This window comes from Bradyrhizobium sp. UFLA05-89 (assembly GCF_059803475.1).
The window spans coordinates 36832-54519 of sequence record NZ_JBANBA010000035.1; the positions used below are offsets into that span (position 1 = coordinate 36832).

Genomic DNA, 17688 nt, shown 5'->3' on the forward strand with positions numbered 1-17688 from the left:
GACCGGCTGATCACGTCATGGGCGTCTCCGAACCCTTCATTCGCCGGCCGATCGCGACCTCGCTGCTCGGCATCGCGCTGCTGATCGGTGGCGCGCTCGGCTACTTCTCGCTTCCGGTCTCGGCGCTGCCGCAGGTCGACTTCCCGACCGTGCAGGTAACGACGCAACTGCCCGGCGCGAGCCCCGATGTCATCGCCTCGCTCATTACCGCGCCGCTGGAGCGGCAGCTTGGCCAGATACCGTCGTTGTCGGCGATGAACTCGACGAGCTCGTTCGGCGTCAGCCAGATCTCGCTGCAATTCGATCTCAACCGCGACATCGACGGTGCGACGCAGGACGTGCAGGCTGCGATCAACGCAGCCGCCGGCGTGCTGCCCAAGACGCTGCCTTACCCCCCGACCTACGCCAAGGTGAATCCGGCGGATGCGCCGGTGATGACACTTGCGCTGCGCTCCGACACGATCTCGCTGCGGGTGATGAGCGACATCGCGGATACGCTCCTGGCGCAGCGGCTGAGCCAGATTTCCGGCGTCGGCCGCGTCTCGGTGCTTGGCGGACTGAAACCGGCGGTGCGCATCCAGGCCGACCTCGCGCGGCTGGCCGCCTACGGCATCGCCATGGAGGACCTTCGCAGCGCGATATCCAATGCCAACGTCTCGGGCCCGAAGGGGTCGCTCGACGGCGCGCAGCAATCCTACCTGATTGCGGCCAACGACCAGATCGCCGCGGCCGATGCCTATCGGCCGGTCATCGTTGCCTACCGCAATGGCTCGCCCGTCACCATCGGGGATATTGCTCAGATCGTCGACGGTCTGGAGAATGATCGGACCGGCGGCTGGTACCAGGGCTCGCCGGCGGTGATCATCGACATCCAGCGCCAGCCCGGCGCCAACGTGATCGACGTGGTCAGCCAGATCCGGGCCGAGATCCCGAAAGTCCAGCGCGCGATCCCGGCCGGCGTGAACCTGACCGTGGTCTCGGACCGGACCGTCACCATCCGGGCCTCCGTCCATGACGTGCAGTTCACGCTGATCCTTGCCGTCGTGCTGGTGACGCTGGTCGTGCTGCTGTTCCTGCGCTCGCTGCGCGCAACCGTGATCGCCGGCGTCGCGCTGCCGCTGTCGCTGATCACGAGCTTCGGCATCATGTATTTCGCCGGCTTCAGCCTCGACAACCTCTCGCTGATGGCGCTGACCATCGGCACCGGCTTCGTGGTCGACGATGCCATCGTGATGATCGAGAACATCGTCCGGCACATGGAGAACGGCGAGAGCGCGATGCAGGCCTCGCTCAGGGGAGCGAGCGAGATCGGATTCACCGTGATCTCGCTGACGGTGTCGCTGATTGCCGTCTTCATCCCGCTACTGTTCATGTCGGGCCTCGTGGGCCGGATGTTCCGCGAATTCGCGCTGACGCTGACGATCGCGGTCGTGACTTCGGCGGTGGTCTCGCTGACGCTGACGCCGATGATGTGCTCGCGCCTCCTCAAGCACGCGCACGAGGAGCTGGCTGTGCCGGGGCTCGCCGCGGTCAGCCGCTTCATCGATCGCACCGTCGAATTCTACCACAGGACCTTGCTGTGGGTTCTCGAGCATCAGCGCACGACGCTGGTCGTGACCTTCGGCACGCTGATCCTGACCCTCGTGATGTATGTCGTCGCGCCCAAGGGCTTTCTGCCGCTCCAGGATACGGCCTCGATCACGGCCGTGACGGAAGCCGGCGCCGACGTCTCCTTCGCCGAGATGCAGAAGCGGCAGGCGGAAGCCGCCGATGCCATCAAGGCCGATCCCGACGTGGTCGGCGTGGTCTCGGTGATCGGGGCGGGGTCGGTCAACCCGACCACCAATGTCGGACGCCTCGTCATGACGCTCAAGCCGCGCGGCGAGCGGCGCGACGACGTCAGCGTGGTCGTCGACAGGCTGAAGAACAGGGTTGCCGCGATCCCCGGCATGACCGTGTACTTCCAGCCGGTCCAGGACGTGCAGATCTCGACCCAGTCGAGCCGCTCGCAATATCAATACACGCTCACCGGCACCGACGCGGCATCCGTCTCGGAATGGTCGCGCAAGCTGGTCGCCGAGATGCGACGCGATCCGCTGTTCCGCGATGTGTCGTCGGAGGCGCAGGAAGGGGGGCTGCGCGCGCAGCTCGACGTCGACCGGACCCGCGCCGGCCAGCTAGGCGTCAACCTGCAAGCCGTCACCGACACCCTGAACGATGCCTTCGCGCAGCGCCAGATATCCACCATCTACGGCCAGGCCAACCAGTACCGCGTGGTGCTGGAGGCGCTGCCGATGTACCAGCGTGATCCGTCGATCCTGTCGAAGCTCTATCTGCCGGGCGCCGCAAGCGCCACCGTGGGCGCGCCTAACGCTCAAGTGCCGCTGTCTGCCGTGGCGACGCTCACGCGGACGACGGCGCCGCTGGCGATCTCGCACCAGGCGCAATTCCCAGCGATCTCGCTCAGCTTCAACCTGGCGCCGGGCGCCGCCCTCGGTGACGCCGTCGAGGCCGTGAAGGCGATCGAGACCCGCATCGGCATGCCCCGCAATATCGTCGGCGTTTACGCAGGCGATGCCGCCGAATTCGCCAAGGCGCTTGCCGGGCAGCCCTGGCTGCTGCTCGCTGCCGTCATCACGATCTACATCGTGCTGGGCGTGCTTTATGAGAGCTACATCCATCCGATCACGATCCTGTCGACGCTGCCGTCAGCCGGCGTTGGCGCAATCCTGGCGCTGGTCCTGTGCGGGCAGGACCTGTCCGTCATCGGCCTGATCGGCATCATCCTTCTGATGGGTATCGTCAAGAAGAACGCCATCATGATGATCGACTTCGCGCTGGAAGCCGAGCGCGGGCAGGGGATGGCGCCGACGGAGGCGATCGTTCAGGCCTGCCTGTTGCGCTTCCGTCCGATCATGATGACGACGCTCGCGGCGCTGTTCGGCGCGCTCCCGCTTGCGGTCGAAAGCGGCACCGGCTCGGAGCTGCGCTTTCCACTCGGCATCTCCATCATCGGCGGCCTCCTGCTCAGCCAGTTGCTGACTCTCTACACCACGCCGGTGATCTATCTCGCGCTCGACCGGATCAATCGCCGCCTCGAGCGCGCACTGCCCCCGGCCGAGCCGGGAGGCCCGCCGGTTGCGGGCGCAACCGAGGGGATGTGAGATGGCATCGATCTCGGAGCCCTTCATCCGCAGGCCCGTCGCCACGACGCTGCTCTCGATCGGGCTCTTCCTCCTGGGTGTCGTGGCCTACGAGTTCCTGCCGGTCTCGTCGGTGCCCAACGTCGACTTCCCCGCCATCTTCGTGTCGGCGAGCCGGCCTGGCGCAGACCCTTCCGTCATGGCGGCAACCGTCGCCGCACCGCTGGAGCGGCGCCTGGGCGAGATTGCCGGCATCAACCAGATCACCTCGACGAGCTCGCTCGGCACAACCAACATCCAGCTTCAGTTCAATATCGGCCGCGATATCGATCGCGCCGCGCGCGACGTGCAGGCGGCGATCAACGCATCGCTGATTGACCTGCCAAGCGATTTGCCGGCGCTGCCGCGCTTTCGCAAAGCGAATTCCGCCGCAGCCCCCGTCTACGTGCTGGCTCTGACCTCCAAGACGATCTCGACCGCCGCCATCTATGACGTCGCCGATACCGTGCTCGCGCAGAGGATCTCGCAGGTGCCGGGCGTCGGCAACGTGACGATCAGCGGCGCCGATCAGCCGGCAGTGCGCATCCAGCTCAATCCGGTCGCGCTGTCGAATGCCGGCATCGCCACCGACGACGTGCGGACCGCCATCATCAATGCCAATCCGCTCGGTCCGATCGGCATCTTCAACGGCGAGCGCCAGAGCGAGACGCTGGCGCTGAACCGGCAGATGCGCACCGCCAAGGAATTCCGCGACATCGTCATCAAGAGCTCGAACGGCAATTTCGTTCGTCTCGCCGACGTCGCCGACATCGAGGACTCCGTCCGCAACGCGCGTTCCATCGCCTGGTTCAACAAGCAGCCGGCGGTGCTGATCCAGATCACCAAGCAGGGCGATGCCAACGTCATCGATACCGTCGACCGGGTCAAGGCGCTGATCCCCGAGCTGAAGCAGTGGATTCCGGCAGGCGTGGATATCTCCACCCTGGTCGATCGCACCGGCACGATCCGCGCCAGCGTGCAGGACATGCAATGGACGCTGCTGGCGACCGCGATCCTGGTCATGGTCGTGGTGTTCGTGTTTTTGCGGCGGATCACCCCGACGATCGCGGCCGGCATCTCAGTGCCGCTTGCGCTCGCCGGCACCTGCGCCGGCATGTGGCTCGCGGGCTTCTCGATCGACAACCTCTCGCTGATGGCGCTCGCGATCTCCGTCGGATTCGTGGTCGACGACGCCATCGTGATGATCGAAAACATGTTCCGCAATCTCGAGCATGGCATGCGGCCGTTCCAGGCAGCGCAGGAGGGGGCGAAGCAGATCGGCTTCACCGTGCTGTCGATCAGCCTGTCGCTGATCGCGGCATTCACGCCGCTGATCTTCATGGACGGCATCGTCGGCCGCCTGCTGCGCGAATTCTCGCTGACGCTGACCTTTGCGATCGTGGTCTCGACGCTGGTCTCGCTCACGGTCACGCCGATGATCTGCGCCCAATATATCCGGAACACCACGTCGGAGACGGCCACGCTGTTCGACAGGGTGATCGAGGGATCGCTGTCGCGCATCGTCAATTTCTACGCGCGGACCTTGCGCGCCGTGCTTGAATTCCCGCTTTCGACGCTCATGGTCTTCTTCGCCACCATCGCCCTCACGGTGACGCTCTACGCCAAGGTGCCGAAGGGCTATTTCCCGACCGACGATTCCGGATTCATCATCGGCGCGACGCGGGCCTCCGCCGACATCTCGTTCCAGTCGATGCTGGGCTTGCAGCAACAGCTCGCCGACATCGTGATGGCCGATCCGGCCGTTGCCGGCATCGGCTCGGTGCTGGGCGGCGGCGGGCCGGGCCCGGCCACCTCCAACCGCGGCACGATGTTCATCAGCCTGAAGCCGCCGGCCGAGCGGAATTATGTCTCGACCGAGATCGTCATCGATCGCTTGCGCCGCAATCTCTTTCGTGTCGCCGGTATCCGCCTGTTCATGTTCGCGGCACAAGACGTCCGCGCCGGCGGACGGCAGAGCGACTCGAACTACCAGTATACGCTGTCGAGCACCGATCTCGACCTGTTGCAGCAGTGGGCGCCTATCGTCGCCAAGCGAATGGAGACGGTCGAAGGCATAACCGACGTTTCCGCCGATCGCGATCCCGGCGGATTGCAGCTCACCCTGTCCATCGACCGCCAGAACGCCTCGCGGCTGGGTGTCCGCGTGCAGGACATCGACAATGCGCTGAACAACGCGTTTGCGCAGCGGCAGATCTCGATCATCTACACCCAACGCAACCAGTACATGATCGTGCTCGAGACCGATCCGAAATTCCAGGTCGACCCGACCAATCTCGACCGCATCTATGTTGCGGGCGCCAATGACGTGCAGGTGCCGTTGTCAGCCGTGATCCGCGCCCAGCGCGGGCTCGCCTCGCTCGCCGTGTTTCACTCGCAGGGATTCCCCTCGACGACCGTGTCGTTCAACACCTTGCCGGACGTGCCGCTGCAGGTCGCGACCCAGAACATCCAGCGTGCGGTCGAGGAGTTGCACATGCCCGAAGGCATTCGCGGCAGCTTTGACGGCAACGCCGGCGATTTCGCCCGGACCAGCGGCCGGCAGCCGCTGCTGATCCTTGGCGCGCTGGTCGCGATGTATATCGTGCTCGGCGTGCTCTATGAGAGCCTTGCTCATCCACTCACGATCATCTCGACCTTGCCTTCGGCCGGGCTCGGGGCGCTGCTCGCTCTCCAGATCACCAACACGCCGCTGACGGTGATCGCGTTCGTCGGCATCATCCTGTTGATCGGCATCGTCAAGAAGAACGGCATCATGATGGTCGACTTCGCGCTCGACGCCGAGCGCCAGCGCGGCCTATCGTCGGCTGATGCGATTTTTGAGGCGTGCCGGGTGCGCTTCCGCCCGATCCTGATGACGACGATGGCTGCGTTGTTTGCCGGCATTCCGCTCGTCATCGCGACGGGGCCCGGCACGGAATTGCGCCGGCCGCTCGGCATCACCATCATCGGTGGCCTGTTCGTGTCGCAGATCCTGACGCTCTACACGACGCCGGTGATCTATCTCCTGATCGACCGGCTGCGCCGCCGCTCCGAGCCGGGTGCAGTGCATGCGCCTGCGGAATAACGGTTGTTGAAGCGCAGGGCCAAGCGTATAGCGGCTGGATGTCGAACCCGTCTGACGTCACCACCGCAGCTCCCGAACCAGTTGCCGAATGTCCACACTGCCAGAAGCCGATGCCGCTGTGCATCTGCGACAGCGTCACAGCGCTCGACAGCCGCATCGCGCTCCTGATCCTTCAGCATCCGCAGGAGCAGGACAGGGCGCTCGGCACCGCGCGGCTGACGGCGCGGCATTTTGCCGATGCGACGGTGCGGGTTGGGCTGTCATGGCCGAGCCTTGCCAAGGCGCTCGGACGACCGGTCGCGGATCCCGCGCGCTGGGCGGTGCTCTATCTCGGATCGGCGCGCGCCACCGATCTCGATAGCGACGCCGACATCATCGCGCTCACGCGCAAGGGCGAGATCGCCGACAATCAGCGCGCCATTTTGAACAGGATCGAGGGCGTGGTGCTGCTCGATGGCACGTGGAGCCAGGCCAAGGCGCTGTGGTGGCGCAATCCCTGGATGCTGAAGTGCCAGCGCGTGATCCTCAATCCCGCGAGGCCGTCACGCTACGGGCGCTTGCGCCGCGAGCCGCGCCGCGACGGGCTCGCCACCATCGAGGCTGCGGCCATGATGCTCGCGAGCCTCCAGCAACGGCCCGACATCGCCGAAACGCTGCATGCGAGTTTTGAACGGATGTTAACACGCTATCGCAAAGTGCTGGCGGAGACGCCTGAACTTGCGCCAAAACCGGCAGGCCGAGGCCGCCGGCGCGATTTTCGCCGCAGCCGCCGCGGCTGACCGCCAGCGCCGAGGGCTTGCCCGCTGCGGAGCGGACAGATAGAGACTCGGGGGGCATATATTGCCATCCCGTGATCGGGCCTAGCGTTGGAAAGCCAGGAGCGGGATGGGAAGTCGCATTCAGGCTGCGGCCAGGGAAATTGTCCGGCAAGGGGCGCAATTCGATCGCTGGGGCACGCTCGCCCTGATGGACATCTCCTTGCGTTATCGCCGCACCGTGATCGGCCCGCTCTGGATCACGCTGACTCTCGCGGCAACCATCGCCAGCGTCGGCACGGTCTATGCGACGCTGTTCAAGCAGGACGTCGCGGTCTTCCTGCCGTCCTTCGCCGTCGGCCTGATCGTCTGGACGCTGATCGCCGCAACGCTCCAGGAAGGCTCGAACATCTTCGTGGCCTCCGGCCATCTGATCAAGGCCGTGCCGGCGCCGCTGATCGTGCACGTGTTGCAGATGACGGCGCGCAACGTCGTCATCTTCCTGCACCATCTGCTGCTGGTCGGTCTGCTCTATCTCGTAGTGCCCTGGCCGCTGCACTGGACCCTGGTGCTCGCGGTTCCCGGCTTTGCGATCCTGCTGGTCACGCTGGTCGGCGGTGCGACGGCGCTGGGTATGCTCTGCGCGCGCTTTCGCGATATTGGATCGGCGATCGTCAGTGGCCTGCAATTCGTCTTCTTCCTGACGCCGATCATCTGGACCGAGGACGCGGTACGCGGGACGGCCTTCCATTGGCTGACGCGGGTCAATCCGTTCGCGACGTTGCTCGATCTCGTGCGCAAGCCGCTTCTGTCGCAGCCTGCCGATCCGGAGCAGTGGCTGCTCGGATCGCTCTACGCGGTCGGCATGGCGATGATCGGCCTCGGCTGCTACGCGAGATACCGCCATCGCGTCGCGTACTGGATTTAGGTGCGCGCCATGAGCTCCGCTGCCCATATCGTGCTGCGCAATGTCTCGGTCGCGTTTCCCGTGCTGTCGTTTCGCGACCGCTCGCTGCGCAGCCGGTTCGTGCGCGCGGTGACGCTGCGGAGTGCCGGCAATGCGCCGCGCCCGCACCTTGTCTCCGCGCTGAACGGCGTCGATCTCGAGATCCGCGCCGGCGACCGGCTCGGCATCATCGGCGCCAACGGCGCCGGCAAGACCACGCTGCTCAGGGTGCTGGCCGGCATCTACCATCCGACCGCCGGCACGGTCGATGTCTGCGGCCGCTGCCTGTCGTTGTTCGATCTCGCCGCCGGCTTCGACGAGGAGGCGACCGGTTACGAGAACATCCTGCGGCGCGGGCTGGTGATCGGAGCGCGGCGCACCGAGATCGAGGCGCGGCGCGCGGAGATCGCCGAGTTCACCGAGCTCGGCGACCGGCTCGACCTGCCGCTGCGTACCTATTCCAGCGGCATGATGCTGCGCCTGATCTTCGCGGTCGCAACCGCGATCGAGGGCGAGATCGTGCTGCTCGATGAGTGGATCGGCGTCGGCGACCAGCACTTCCGCAGGAAAGCGCGGCAGCGGCTCGACGCGATCGTGGCGCGCGCCGGCATCCTCGTGCTCGCCTCGCACGACATCGATCTCATCAAGAACACCTGCAACCGCGCGATCCAGTTGCGCGACGGACGGATCGCTGCCGCAGGTTCGACCGAAGACATCCTCGGCCAATACCTGGCTGGCGCCGGCGAGGGCAGGGCTTAATCCAACCGCCGTTGGAACCTTGAGTCGGATTACCACCGCTTGTTGGCGTTTGTGACCTGACCAAGGCGGGCGCAGAAAAAAATGGAAATTATGGACTGGAAGCGCCGGCAGGGCTGAGCGAGTCTGGACATTGAGCACCACAGGCTAAAGTGGTGCCACAGGGAAGAACGCTCATGCTCGCCGCGCTCGAGATCAATTTCGCGCTGTGGGGGATGATTATCTGCGCAAGCATCAAGCTGGCCGAGATGCTTGGGTAGCGGCCGCCCCGCCGCAATCTGGACGACCTTCCAAAACTGATCGGGAAGTCGGATGAAGGCGGTTGCCTAAGTCCTTGATCCCCTATATCAGTCCGGCCTTACGGGGCCACGTGGCGGAGTGGTTACGCAGCGGTCTGCAAAACCGTTTACACCAGTTCAATTCTGGTCGTGGCCTCCATCACAACCTCCTGATTTCCCAGCGTAAATCATGCCAGCGTGCGGACCCCATTCCGCCAGATGATGCGACGCGGTCCGAACTCACCCGGATTTGTCCGGGGTTGGCGGTTAATCGCGATTCAGGTGCCTTGGCATGAAGATCGCATCACCTAGATGATGAGTCCTGAAGCCGAGAATCTTGGAGCGCACGTGGGCGAGATCGTCCGATTTATTCCGAAGTCCGAGATCGAGCGGGCCCGTCTGATACGGGAAGCCCGCGCGATCTATGAGAGCATCTTTCCGTCCACTGGTCCTGTTAGGGACTCACGTGAGTCGGACGACCAGTCAGGCACTGAGAGCTGATTGATTGTTTCCGCCAGATGCGAGGCGGCGACTGTTCTTACGGACGTAGCTTAAAGGGAAGAGTGCGGGACGTCGTGCTCAGCCGGCGGCGTACCAGCCATCCGGAAACGGCAGCAGCGGCCAAGCGCCTTCGTTGTCGTTGGCGGCCTTGAGCGACGCGTCGAATTTCCACGAGCGGGGCACGAATTCCTCCTCCGGTACGGGCTCGATGGCGGCCCGCACGGCATCCAGCAGCAAGTTGAATTCGGCTTCGCTCATCGCACCCTCCGGACCATTCCCGACGGCGCAAACTCGCAAAACCGGCTTTTTTCCCGATTGAGCGGATCGGTCGAATTTTATCGATCCGTCGATCGGCGCTCGTTTGGTTAGTGATTCCCTAAGAAAACCGGCGCGGAACCTAAGGGGTTCCACCGCTGCGCCAGTGTGAAAGAGATCACATTCCCAGAAGTTTCTTTCCCGTAAGTCTGGCGTGAAGCCGGTCAATGAAGGGCCGGGGCGGCCGAAGCCGACGGGAGACGCGACGATGAAGGCGAGGTTCCTGAAGTTAGCAGGCGTAAAGAGCCGGGCCCGGCGGGCCTCGACTCTCGGGTTGTTCCTGGCGCTGTTTGCTTCCGCCGCCTCCGCCCAAGGCACACCCGAACAGCGCCGGGCCTGTACCCCCGACGTCTATCGTCTCTGTGCCGGCGAGATCCCCAACGTTCGCGCCATCACCGCGTGCCTGCGTCGCAACAAGGCGAGCCTGAGCGAAGCCTGCCGCGCCGTGTTCGACCAGGCGGGCGGTTAAGCTGGCTACCTGTGGGTTCGTGCGCAGCAAGTTAGGTCAGGCGCAGTCGAAATCGGCGCCGCAGCCCTGTGGATATGCTGCGGACAAGCTGTGCGTGGCTGTGGCCCGGTTCTCGCATTTCGATGAAAATTGCAACCGGCGCGGGCAAGAAGTCTTGATCGGCGGTGGTGTATCGGTGAGCGGAGGTCTTTGAACGCCGTCCCTGTCGGCGGCGACTAACCAGTACAGTGCATAAGGATCAGTGAAACGTGATCGGTTTCTCGCCTTGTAAAGCACCAAAATGGTGCTTTAGTGCTTTTCATGAACCCGTCCCCCCGACAAGCGCCATCCGCACTGCGCTACAGGCTCGCCCCTGAGCCGGCCGTCAAAGCCGCGCTGGAGGCGACCTTCGACGCCTATGACCGCATGATGGAGATTCTGGAGGAGGTCGCCCGCACCCATAATGTGGGCTCCAACGTCGTGCTGCTGCATGCCCATGCCTACGACGCGATCCGGAAACAGACCGGCCTGCCGTCACGTCTGGTAACGCTGGGGCTGCGCGACCGCGCCGACTATCGCGCATCGAGCGGCCGGCGGCTGCCGCTCGACGACAAGCTCGCCAAGCTCAAGGGGCCGACCACGATCTCGATCGCCACCGTGCAAGGGCGCTTCAGCGTGCCGTTCGATTATGTCGGCTACGCCGAGGGCTGGGGCCAGAGCGTGCCCGCCCATCTGATCCGCACCGACGACGGTTTTGAAATTCACTACGGCGTCACGCCGAACAATCTGCCAGAGGAGGAGAACGCCATGGAGACCATCGCTGCCGCCCCCGAGAACTTCCTGTCCCGGGTCGGACGCCTGATCGCAGGCATCGCCTATGACGCGATCGAGCAGGCCGAAGGCAAGAACAAGCTGAAGGTCGTGGGCCAGGCCATCCGTGAGATCGAGAACGCGGAGAACGAGGCCCGCGAAGCGCTCGCCGCCGCGCGCGCCGAGGAATATCGGCTGAACGCCCGGCGCAGCGAGATCGAGCGCGCGATGACCGATCTCGCCACAAAGATCCAGGGCGCGATCGACGACAGCCGTGATGACCTCGCCCGCGCCGGCATAGCACGGCAGATGGACCTCGAAGCGCAGTTCGAGGTGCTGTCGCGCGCGATCGACGAGAACAACGAGAAGATCGAGCAGTGCGTTACCTCGTTGCGCGCGGTGCTCTCGGCACTTCAGGATGCCGAGCAGCGGCGCGCCGATCTCGAGAAGAGCGAGGCGGCCGCAGGCACACATTCTACCGCAACTTCGACGAAACAGACCGGCAACTCGGCTGCAGCAAAGGCGCTGCGCGCGGGCAGGGCGGTGGCGCGGGCCACCGGCGTGCCGGCCGGCATTGCGTTCTCGAGCGACATCGACGAGCTCAGCGCGTTGCATCGCGACAAGGAGATTGCGGCGAGGCTTGCGCGGTTGAAGACGCGCTCCTGAGTTCGCGGCCATGAGCACATTGCTCGAACATGTGATGGCGCCCGAGGTCAGGCCGTTCGCGATCGCGGCGGCCATGATCGTCATCGTCGGCTCGGTCGAGGTGGTCTCGATGATGGTCGGGGCCTCCCTGAGCGAGATCCTCGGCAACGCCGTCGACTTCGACCATCCCGGCCACAGCGGCGTAATCAACGCGATCTCCTGGATCAATCTCGGCGGCGTGCCGCTGTTGATCTTCCTGCTGCTGATGCTCGGCGCCTTCTCCATCACCGGTTTCCTGATCCAGGACGTGGCGCGGATGGTCGCCGGCCCCTTGCCGGCGAGCATCGCCTCGCTCGGCGCGGTGATCGTGTCCGTCCCGCTGGTGCGTGTCTCCAGCGGCTTCATCGCAAAAGTCATTCCCAAGGACGAAAGCTACGCCGTCGGGCTCGGGGATCTCGTCGGCCGTGTCGGCGAGGTCGTCATCGGGCCCTTGGACCAGGGCCCGCCCGGCCGCGTCAGCGTCGCCGACGTCCATGGCAACCGGCATTTCGTTTGGGCGGTCGCGGCGCCTTCCTCAGAACCGCTGGCGCAGGGAAGCCTCGTCCTGCTGGTCGATCGCGACGGCACCCGCTTTTTGGCGGTGAAAGCCGACGATGAACTCAAACCGTCCAAGTCCACTCTAAGCAATCAGCACAGCCATTAGCGGAGAGATTCATGTTTGACATCGCAGTCCCAGCCATGATCGGCGTTGCGCTGATCGTCGTCCTGGGCATTGTGTTCACCACCCTCTACAAGCGCGCCACGCGCGACGAGGCATTCGTCCGCACCGGCCTCGGGGGCAAGAAGGTCGTGCTCGACGGGGGCGCCATGATCCTGCCGATCTTCCACTCCTATGCCAGCGTCAATCTGAAGACGCTGCGGCTGACGGTCGAGCGCAAGGAGCGGGAATCCCTGATCACCAAGGACCGGCTGCGCGTCGATATCGTCGCCGAGTTCTATGTCCGCGTCCGTCCCGACGATGAGAGCATTGCGCTGGCGAGCCAAACGCTGGGCGCGCTGACCAATGACGCCGAAGCCCTGCGCAACCAGGTCGAGGCAAAATTCGTCGACGGCCTGCGCTCAGTGGCGGCCACCATGACCATCCTGGAACTGCAGGAGAAGCGTAGCGATTTCGTCAAGCACGTGCAGGCTACCGTGGAATCCGACGTCAAGTCCAACGGACTTGAACTGGAGTCGGTGTCATTGACGAAACTCGACCAGACCGACGTCAAGTTCTTCAACCCGGAAAACTTCTTCGACGCGGAGGGTCTCACCCAGCTCAAGACCATCACCGAGACCCGCCGGCGCGACCGCAACGCCATCGTGCGCGACAACGAGGTGGCGATCGCACAAAAGGACCTCGAGGCGCGGCAGCAGACCCTCGGGATCGAGCGGACCAAGAAGGAGGCCGAGCTCTCGCAGGAGCGCGACATCGCCAACAAGACCGCAAGCACGCGCGCCGAAGTGGCCACCGCGACGCAGACCGCGCGCCTGACCGAGGAGAACGCCCGCATCGACACCGATCGCGCGGTCGCCGAGAAAGAGGCCGGCGCCAAGCAGATCAAGGAAACGGCGGTGATCGAATCCGATCTCGCCATCAACAAGCGCAAGACCGACGCGCAGCGCGAAATCCAGATCGCGACGCAGGAGAACGAGATCCAGATCGCGGCCAAGAGCAAGCAGACCTCCGAAGCCGTCGCAGAAGCCAAGACTGCGGAAGCCGTGGCCGTGTCAGCGGAGGAAAAGGTCGTGACCGCGCGCGCGGTCGAGGTCGCCGACCGTGCCCGCCTCACGCAGGTGCTCGCCGCGCGCACCGAGGCCGAGCGCAAGTCGACCGAGCTGATCGTTGCGGCCGAAGCCGAGAAAAAGGCCGCCCTCGATCGCGCCGAGGCCACCAAGACGCTCGCGAGCGCGGAAGCCGAAGCCAACAAGATCAAGGCAGCCGGCGTCAAGAACATCGGTGAAGCCGAGGCGGCCGTGATCACCATGAAGAACGAGGCGCAGAACAAGCTCGGCAGCAACGTCATCGATTTCGAGATCGCCAAGAAGCGGATCGAGATGATGCCGTCGGCGCTCGCCGAGATGGTGAAACCGATCGCCAACATCAAGGACGTCCGCATCCTGCATACCGGCGGCGCTTTCGGAGGCAACGGCGCAGGTGGCAGCAATGCCGGATTCGGCGAAGGTCTCGCCGGCGAGTTGTTGAAGGTGCACGCGCTGCGGCCGATGATCGACGAGATCCTGCGCCAGAGCGGCTTTGCACCGGGCGAGGATCCGGTGAAGGCACTGGTCGGTGCCGTCACCGGCAAGAGCAATGGCGCTGCGGTCGAAGTTGCGGGAAGCGTGCCCGCGCCGCAGACAACCGACGCGGCAGAGTAGGCCGTGAATGCGCCGGCTATGAATGCCCATTCATTGCTGGCGTGAGCCCTAGTCGATAAGAACAGGCCGTGCGCTTCTCGCGTGGCGTACCGTTCCGGAGTGCAGGTCGATCGCGTGTCGAACCTTTCGATCGCTCTCCGGACGAACCCTGCAAGGTAATGCATTGGTTGCCCCGGCGCCTCCGCCCACGACGGGCAAGCGCCGGATTTTCTTTTTCATTGGGGCTCTCATGAAATATTTTCTGTCTGCACTCATTGCACTCGGTCTCGCGGTCACAGCCGCGCCATCGCAGGCCGCGGATTCCCGCAACGTCTCCGTCGTCAACGAGACCGGCTACGCCATCAAATTCCTCGGCTTCAATTCGCCGGACGATGATCTGGACGAATGGGACAACGAGCTCGACAAGACCTTGCAGAACCAGGCGAGCACGTATGTCGAGTTCGACGAGGACGATGAAGGATGCGTCTGGAACATCCGCGTCGACTGGCAGAACTACAACGAGTCCGTGCTGTGGAAGAACGTCAACCTCTGCAAGTTCAACGTGCTGAGGTTGCGCTACGACCCCGGCACCAAGACGACCTCCTTCATCGCGGAGTGAGCGTCGCATCACGGCGCGTCCGCGCCCGCAGCGGGGACCGGCGGGGAGGGGACGAGCGCCCTTCCTCCTGATGGCGAGGATATGACGAATTCGTCCTTTGCAAGCGCCGGAGGCTTTGTTATACGCAGCCGCGCGAACGTTGGTTCGCCCTTTTCCTCGGTAGCTCAGCGGTAGAGCATCCGACTGTTAATCGGATGGTCGCTGGTTCGAATCCAGCCCGGGGAGCCATCAGGCTGTTCTCAGCCGTTCTTTCTCATTCGCACTCATCCGCTAACCCCGTCTAACCATTGAATTTTCCGGCTGACCCGACTGCGTCGGCGTTCGGAGCGGAACGGTTTCGTTCCCCGCCGTTCGCGAAATTTCCGGCGTATCAGTCGGGTATCGGCAAGAAGCAGGGCGGTTTCGAATGAGGTGGTATTTCGAAATCGAGAACGAACCATGAAACTGGCGTTGGCGCTCTCCGACTGGCGAAGCCGCCTAGGCGGTGAAGCTGGCGGAGGCTCGCCGGGGGGCATCAGGACACCAAGATCACCCTCCAGGCAGGCGTTGACCCTTCGGCGGCTCGGCAGGTCTCACGACTCGCGGCTGAATGTCTCTTGCTAGTCGTGACGCTGGTCGATGACGCCGAACTGCCTCGCCTAACTGCGTTCGCTCACGAGGAGCTTGATCGCGCTCTCGATGAGCGGAAGGCGGACAAGCGAACCGGTCCATAGGACATCCCGCTGAACGGCAAGACTAGACCTCGGCGCGTCGGTCCACTTTTGAACACTTGGCGTTCACCCGCGCGACGCTCTGCCGTCGCGGAACGAAGGCATCCGTTGCTCCGTTGGTCGATCTCATTCGTTCAAGGAGGATCGTGATGGACTGGAACCGCGTCGAAGGAAACTGGAAGCAGATGAAGGGGAAGGTGAAAGAGCAGTGGGGCAAGCTCACCGACGACGACCTTGATGTGATCAACGGCAGGCAGGAACAACTCGAAGGCCGACTGCAGCAACGGTACGGCTACGCCAAGGATCAGGCGCAGAAGGAAGTGAATGACTGGTACGGCCGTCAGAAATGGTGATGATAGTCCACTCGAAGAACCCCGCAGATGCGGGGTTCTTTTTTGCTTACGACGCCGCATCTTGCCGCATGTTAGTGCGTGCCGCTGCGATATCTGCCAGAATTTCCCGGTGGTCCAACGATGGGCCAAGTCTTCCAAAAATCAACAACAACCAAGGAGACTTGCCATGCGTGCCTGTGCTCGCGCGGATGATGCTGCTGTTGTGTTTCGCCAAGATATTGAAAGACTTGCGTATCAACTTGCCGAATTGGAGGAACTGCGGAGCCAAGTGCTTGAGGCCGAGCAGAAGAAGCGAAATAGACGAACGCTGAAACACATGGGATTGGGCGCATCGAGCCAAGGCACGCATTGCGGGCAATGATCGTTAAAGGGGTGTTCTTTGTCGCATTGGCATCGCTTGAGACTGCTTGGCTATATGGCCTTGCCAAAGCAGCGATAGCCGTTGGCGATTGGTTGCTATCCTAGAAGCGCAATCACGGCACTTCCCAAGGAAGCTCGCTCAACGCGTTACTCCGGGCGAGGAAGATCAGATGCGCCGATAGGCGGCCTCTCGGCCGTGCGACGACAGGAGGACCAACTGAGGCGGCCTTGCTTCTCGCGCGAAAGCTTCTCTTGGACGGTTGCTAAGATTGCGCTGCCAGAGCGGGCAGGCAACGACCAAGGGGCAAAAACGACCCCGGCCATGGGGGGCTTCTAGAGTAAGCCGGGGCCGTTGAAGTTTGCTTGGCAGGAGTTGCCAAGCGCCGGCAGCCTAACCGGTTGGGGCGTTTCGCTCTGTTCACTTTGGACATAAAATTGGCCCCAGCTATTTGGGCGGCGAGCTGGGGCCATCTCCGCTCGGTGCAGGGGGGGATTGCCGACCGGAGCATGCCGAGAACACGCGAAGTTGCCACTTGTTCCTGAGTCACTCGACCGTGCACTTTACTCCCCGCTATCCACAGTCTTGCACGTAAGGGAGATTGACAATCGAGTTGATTCGGCACTTCGGCCCTGTAGCCTTCGTCTTGGGAATGCCAAGGGTTTTGCGTAGGGGGAATCCATGGATAGTACCGAGCGAGCCTTCGTCGTTATCGCGGCGACGGGTTTCTACGTCATGGTCGCTGGCATCACTTGGCTACTGGTTAGTTGAGATAGAGCTGCCGTTACACGCTGACAGGAAACAGACCGCCAACTAAGGCGGCCTAAAGTGAGTGCCAAATCGCCACATCGCGAACCATGTTCTTCGCCGGAGAACTACGGGTATTCGCGAGAGGGCTCTGCGCGCTTCAGCAAGCGGGCTGGCAATGGAGGCAAAGCCCAACCGGACCTCGCGGCCACGAATCCTCCGCGGAGCAGCGCGACCTGTAAGGCCCACGTCAGTTTGTCGCCGTACGATCACTCCGCCGAAGCTATAGGCGACGAGAAATAGGCGGCTTTAGCTGGAGGGTCAGATGGTAGTTCGGACCCTTTTGATAGCTGTTTGCATTTTGCCGTTGAGCGTATGCCCGGGTCTTTCCAAAGGAAGCGGCTCTCATACAGACCCTCCTTGGAATCACGAGCATATAGACGTCCTGCCTGCCGATGTCCGCGCCTACATCACAGGCGTCTGCAAGGGGCCGCCTCAAGCCCAGCACGACTTCGCTACCTACCTGCCGAGCGAACACCGGTGGCGCATCAATCTTGAATACCTTCAATGCGAGGGTCTCGGTCGTGACTTCCGACGAGGCAACCAATGTCTCGATGTGGACTTCGTACAAGTCGGCTCCCACTTTCGGCTCGTCAGAAAGCAATATGCAGCCTGCGGTTTTTGACCGCTAAGCCTCCGTCCAGAAAGTCGAGCAATAGCCAATGAAGTGAAGCCGCCGACGTAAACAAGTCGGTGCCTGTGTTGCCGCCTCAGCCAGCAGGC

13 protein-coding genes and 2 tRNA genes are annotated in these 17688 nt (G+C 63.4%); 14 read left to right on the top strand and 1 reads right to left on the bottom strand.

Annotated features, from left to right (window positions below; genetic code table 11):
• The first annotated feature begins 17 nt into the window (after window positions 1–17).
• The 6 genes from SO139_RS19785 (at window position 18) to SO139_RS19810 (ending at window position 9162) form a co-directional block, all read left to right on the top strand.
• Entirely contained in the window at window positions 18–3164 is a 3147-nt protein-coding gene (locus tag SO139_RS19785; protein WP_449381035.1) for an efflux RND transporter permease subunit, read from the top strand.
• Between the two features lies 1 nt (window position 3165).
• Complete coding sequence (locus SO139_RS19790; protein WP_449381036.1) at window positions 3166–6267, top strand: efflux RND transporter permease subunit; 3102 nt, start codon at window positions 3166–3168, stop codon at window positions 6265–6267.
• Window positions 6268–6305: 38 nt separating this feature from the next.
• Window positions 6306–7046 carry a tRNA-uridine aminocarboxypropyltransferase gene (locus SO139_RS19795; protein WP_449381037.1) on the top strand — a complete coding sequence of 247 codons (741 nt, stop codon included), beginning with the start codon at window positions 6306–6308 and terminating at the stop codon, window positions 7044–7046.
• Window positions 7047–7152: 106 nt separating this feature from the next.
• Window positions 7153–7950: an ABC transporter permease gene (locus SO139_RS19800; RefSeq protein ID WP_449381038.1), complete on the top strand. Its 798-nt coding sequence runs from the start codon at window positions 7153–7155 to the stop codon at window positions 7948–7950.
• A gap of 9 nt (window positions 7951–7959) precedes the next feature.
• Window positions 7960–8727 (top strand): ABC transporter ATP-binding protein, encoded by a 768-nt coding sequence (locus SO139_RS19805; RefSeq protein ID WP_449381039.1) that lies wholly within the window; start codon window positions 7960–7962, stop codon window positions 8725–8727.
• Between the two features lie 361 nt (window positions 8728–9088).
• Window positions 9089–9162 (top strand) — tRNA-Cys (locus SO139_RS19810).
• 419 nt (window positions 9163–9581) lie between these two features.
• On the opposite strand, the gene SO139_RS19815 is transcribed toward SO139_RS19810, so the two are convergent.
• Window positions 9582–9761 (bottom strand): hypothetical protein, encoded by a 180-nt coding sequence (locus SO139_RS19815; RefSeq protein WP_449381040.1) that lies wholly within the window; start codon window positions 9759–9761, stop codon window positions 9582–9584.
• Between the two features lie 265 nt (window positions 9762–10026).
• On the opposite strand from SO139_RS19815, the gene SO139_RS19820 reads away from it, so the two are divergent.
• From SO139_RS19820 to SO139_RS19855, 8 genes are all read left to right on the top strand, one after another.
• Window positions 10027–10287: a hypothetical protein gene (locus tag SO139_RS19820; RefSeq protein WP_449381041.1), complete on the top strand. Its 261-nt coding sequence runs from the start codon at window positions 10027–10029 to the stop codon at window positions 10285–10287.
• 291 nt (window positions 10288–10578) lie between these two features.
• The gene (locus tag SO139_RS19825) at window positions 10579–11742 is read left to right on the top strand and encodes a PspA/IM30 family protein (RefSeq protein ID WP_449381042.1); all 1164 of its coding nucleotides are present in this window, start codon (window positions 10579–10581) and stop codon (window positions 11740–11742) included.
• Between the two features lie 10 nt (window positions 11743–11752).
• A complete protein-coding gene (locus SO139_RS19830) occupies window positions 11753–12424 on the top strand; it encodes an OB-fold-containig protein (RefSeq protein ID WP_498540417.1) in 672 nt (223 codons plus the stop codon).
• Between the two features lie 11 nt (window positions 12425–12435).
• Window positions 12436–14139 carry a flotillin family protein gene (locus tag SO139_RS19835; protein WP_449381044.1) on the top strand — a complete coding sequence of 568 codons (1704 nt, stop codon included), beginning with the start codon at window positions 12436–12438 and terminating at the stop codon, window positions 14137–14139.
• Window positions 14140–14368: 229 nt separating this feature from the next.
• On the top strand, window positions 14369–14737 hold the full coding sequence (locus tag SO139_RS19840) for a hypothetical protein (RefSeq protein WP_449381045.1): 369 nt from the start codon (window positions 14369–14371) through the stop codon (window positions 14735–14737).
• A 153-nt stretch (window positions 14738–14890) separates the two neighbouring features.
• Window positions 14891–14965 (top strand) — tRNA-Asn (locus SO139_RS19845).
• Between the two features lie 631 nt (window positions 14966–15596).
• Complete coding sequence (locus SO139_RS19850) at window positions 15597–15800, top strand: CsbD family protein (protein WP_449381046.1); 204 nt, start codon at window positions 15597–15599, stop codon at window positions 15798–15800.
• A 166-nt stretch (window positions 15801–15966) separates the two neighbouring features.
• The gene (locus SO139_RS19855) at window positions 15967–16161 is read left to right on the top strand and encodes a hypothetical protein (RefSeq protein WP_498540418.1); all 195 of its coding nucleotides are present in this window, start codon (window positions 15967–15969) and stop codon (window positions 16159–16161) included.
• Window positions 16162–17688 lie beyond the last annotated feature (1527 nt).

What these genes read in the sequence shown, in the direction of transcription:
- SO139_RS19785 (WP_449381035.1), top strand. Translation starts at nt 18, where the DNA reads ATGGGCGTCTCCGAACCCTTCATTCGCCGGCCGATCGCGACCTCGCTG.
- SO139_RS19790 (WP_449381036.1), top strand. Translation starts at nt 3,166, where the DNA reads ATGGCATCGATCTCGGAGCCCTTCATCCGCAGGCCCGTCGCCACGACG.
- SO139_RS19795 (WP_449381037.1), top strand. Translation starts at nt 6,306, where the DNA reads ATGTCGAACCCGTCTGACGTCACCACCGCAGCTCCCGAACCAGTTGCC.
- SO139_RS19800 (WP_449381038.1), top strand. Translation starts at nt 7,153, where the DNA reads ATGGGAAGTCGCATTCAGGCTGCGGCCAGGGAAATTGTCCGGCAAGGG.
- SO139_RS19805 (WP_449381039.1), top strand. Translation starts at nt 7,960, where the DNA reads ATGAGCTCCGCTGCCCATATCGTGCTGCGCAATGTCTCGGTCGCGTTT.
- SO139_RS19815 (WP_449381040.1), bottom strand. Translation starts at nt 9,761, where the DNA reads ATGAGCGAAGCCGAATTCAACTTGCTGCTGGATGCCGTGCGGGCCGCC.
- SO139_RS19820 (WP_449381041.1), top strand. Translation starts at nt 10,027, where the DNA reads ATGAAGGCGAGGTTCCTGAAGTTAGCAGGCGTAAAGAGCCGGGCCCGG.
- SO139_RS19830 (WP_498540417.1), top strand. Translation starts at nt 11,753, where the DNA reads ATGAGCACATTGCTCGAACATGTGATGGCGCCCGAGGTCAGGCCGTTC.
- SO139_RS19835 (WP_449381044.1), top strand. Translation starts at nt 12,436, where the DNA reads ATGTTTGACATCGCAGTCCCAGCCATGATCGGCGTTGCGCTGATCGTC.
- SO139_RS19840 (WP_449381045.1), top strand. Translation starts at nt 14,369, where the DNA reads ATGAAATATTTTCTGTCTGCACTCATTGCACTCGGTCTCGCGGTCACA.
- SO139_RS19850 (WP_449381046.1), top strand. Translation starts at nt 15,597, where the DNA reads ATGGACTGGAACCGCGTCGAAGGAAACTGGAAGCAGATGAAGGGGAAG.
- SO139_RS19855 (WP_498540418.1), top strand. Translation starts at nt 15,967, where the DNA reads ATGCGTGCCTGTGCTCGCGCGGATGATGCTGCTGTTGTGTTTCGCCAA.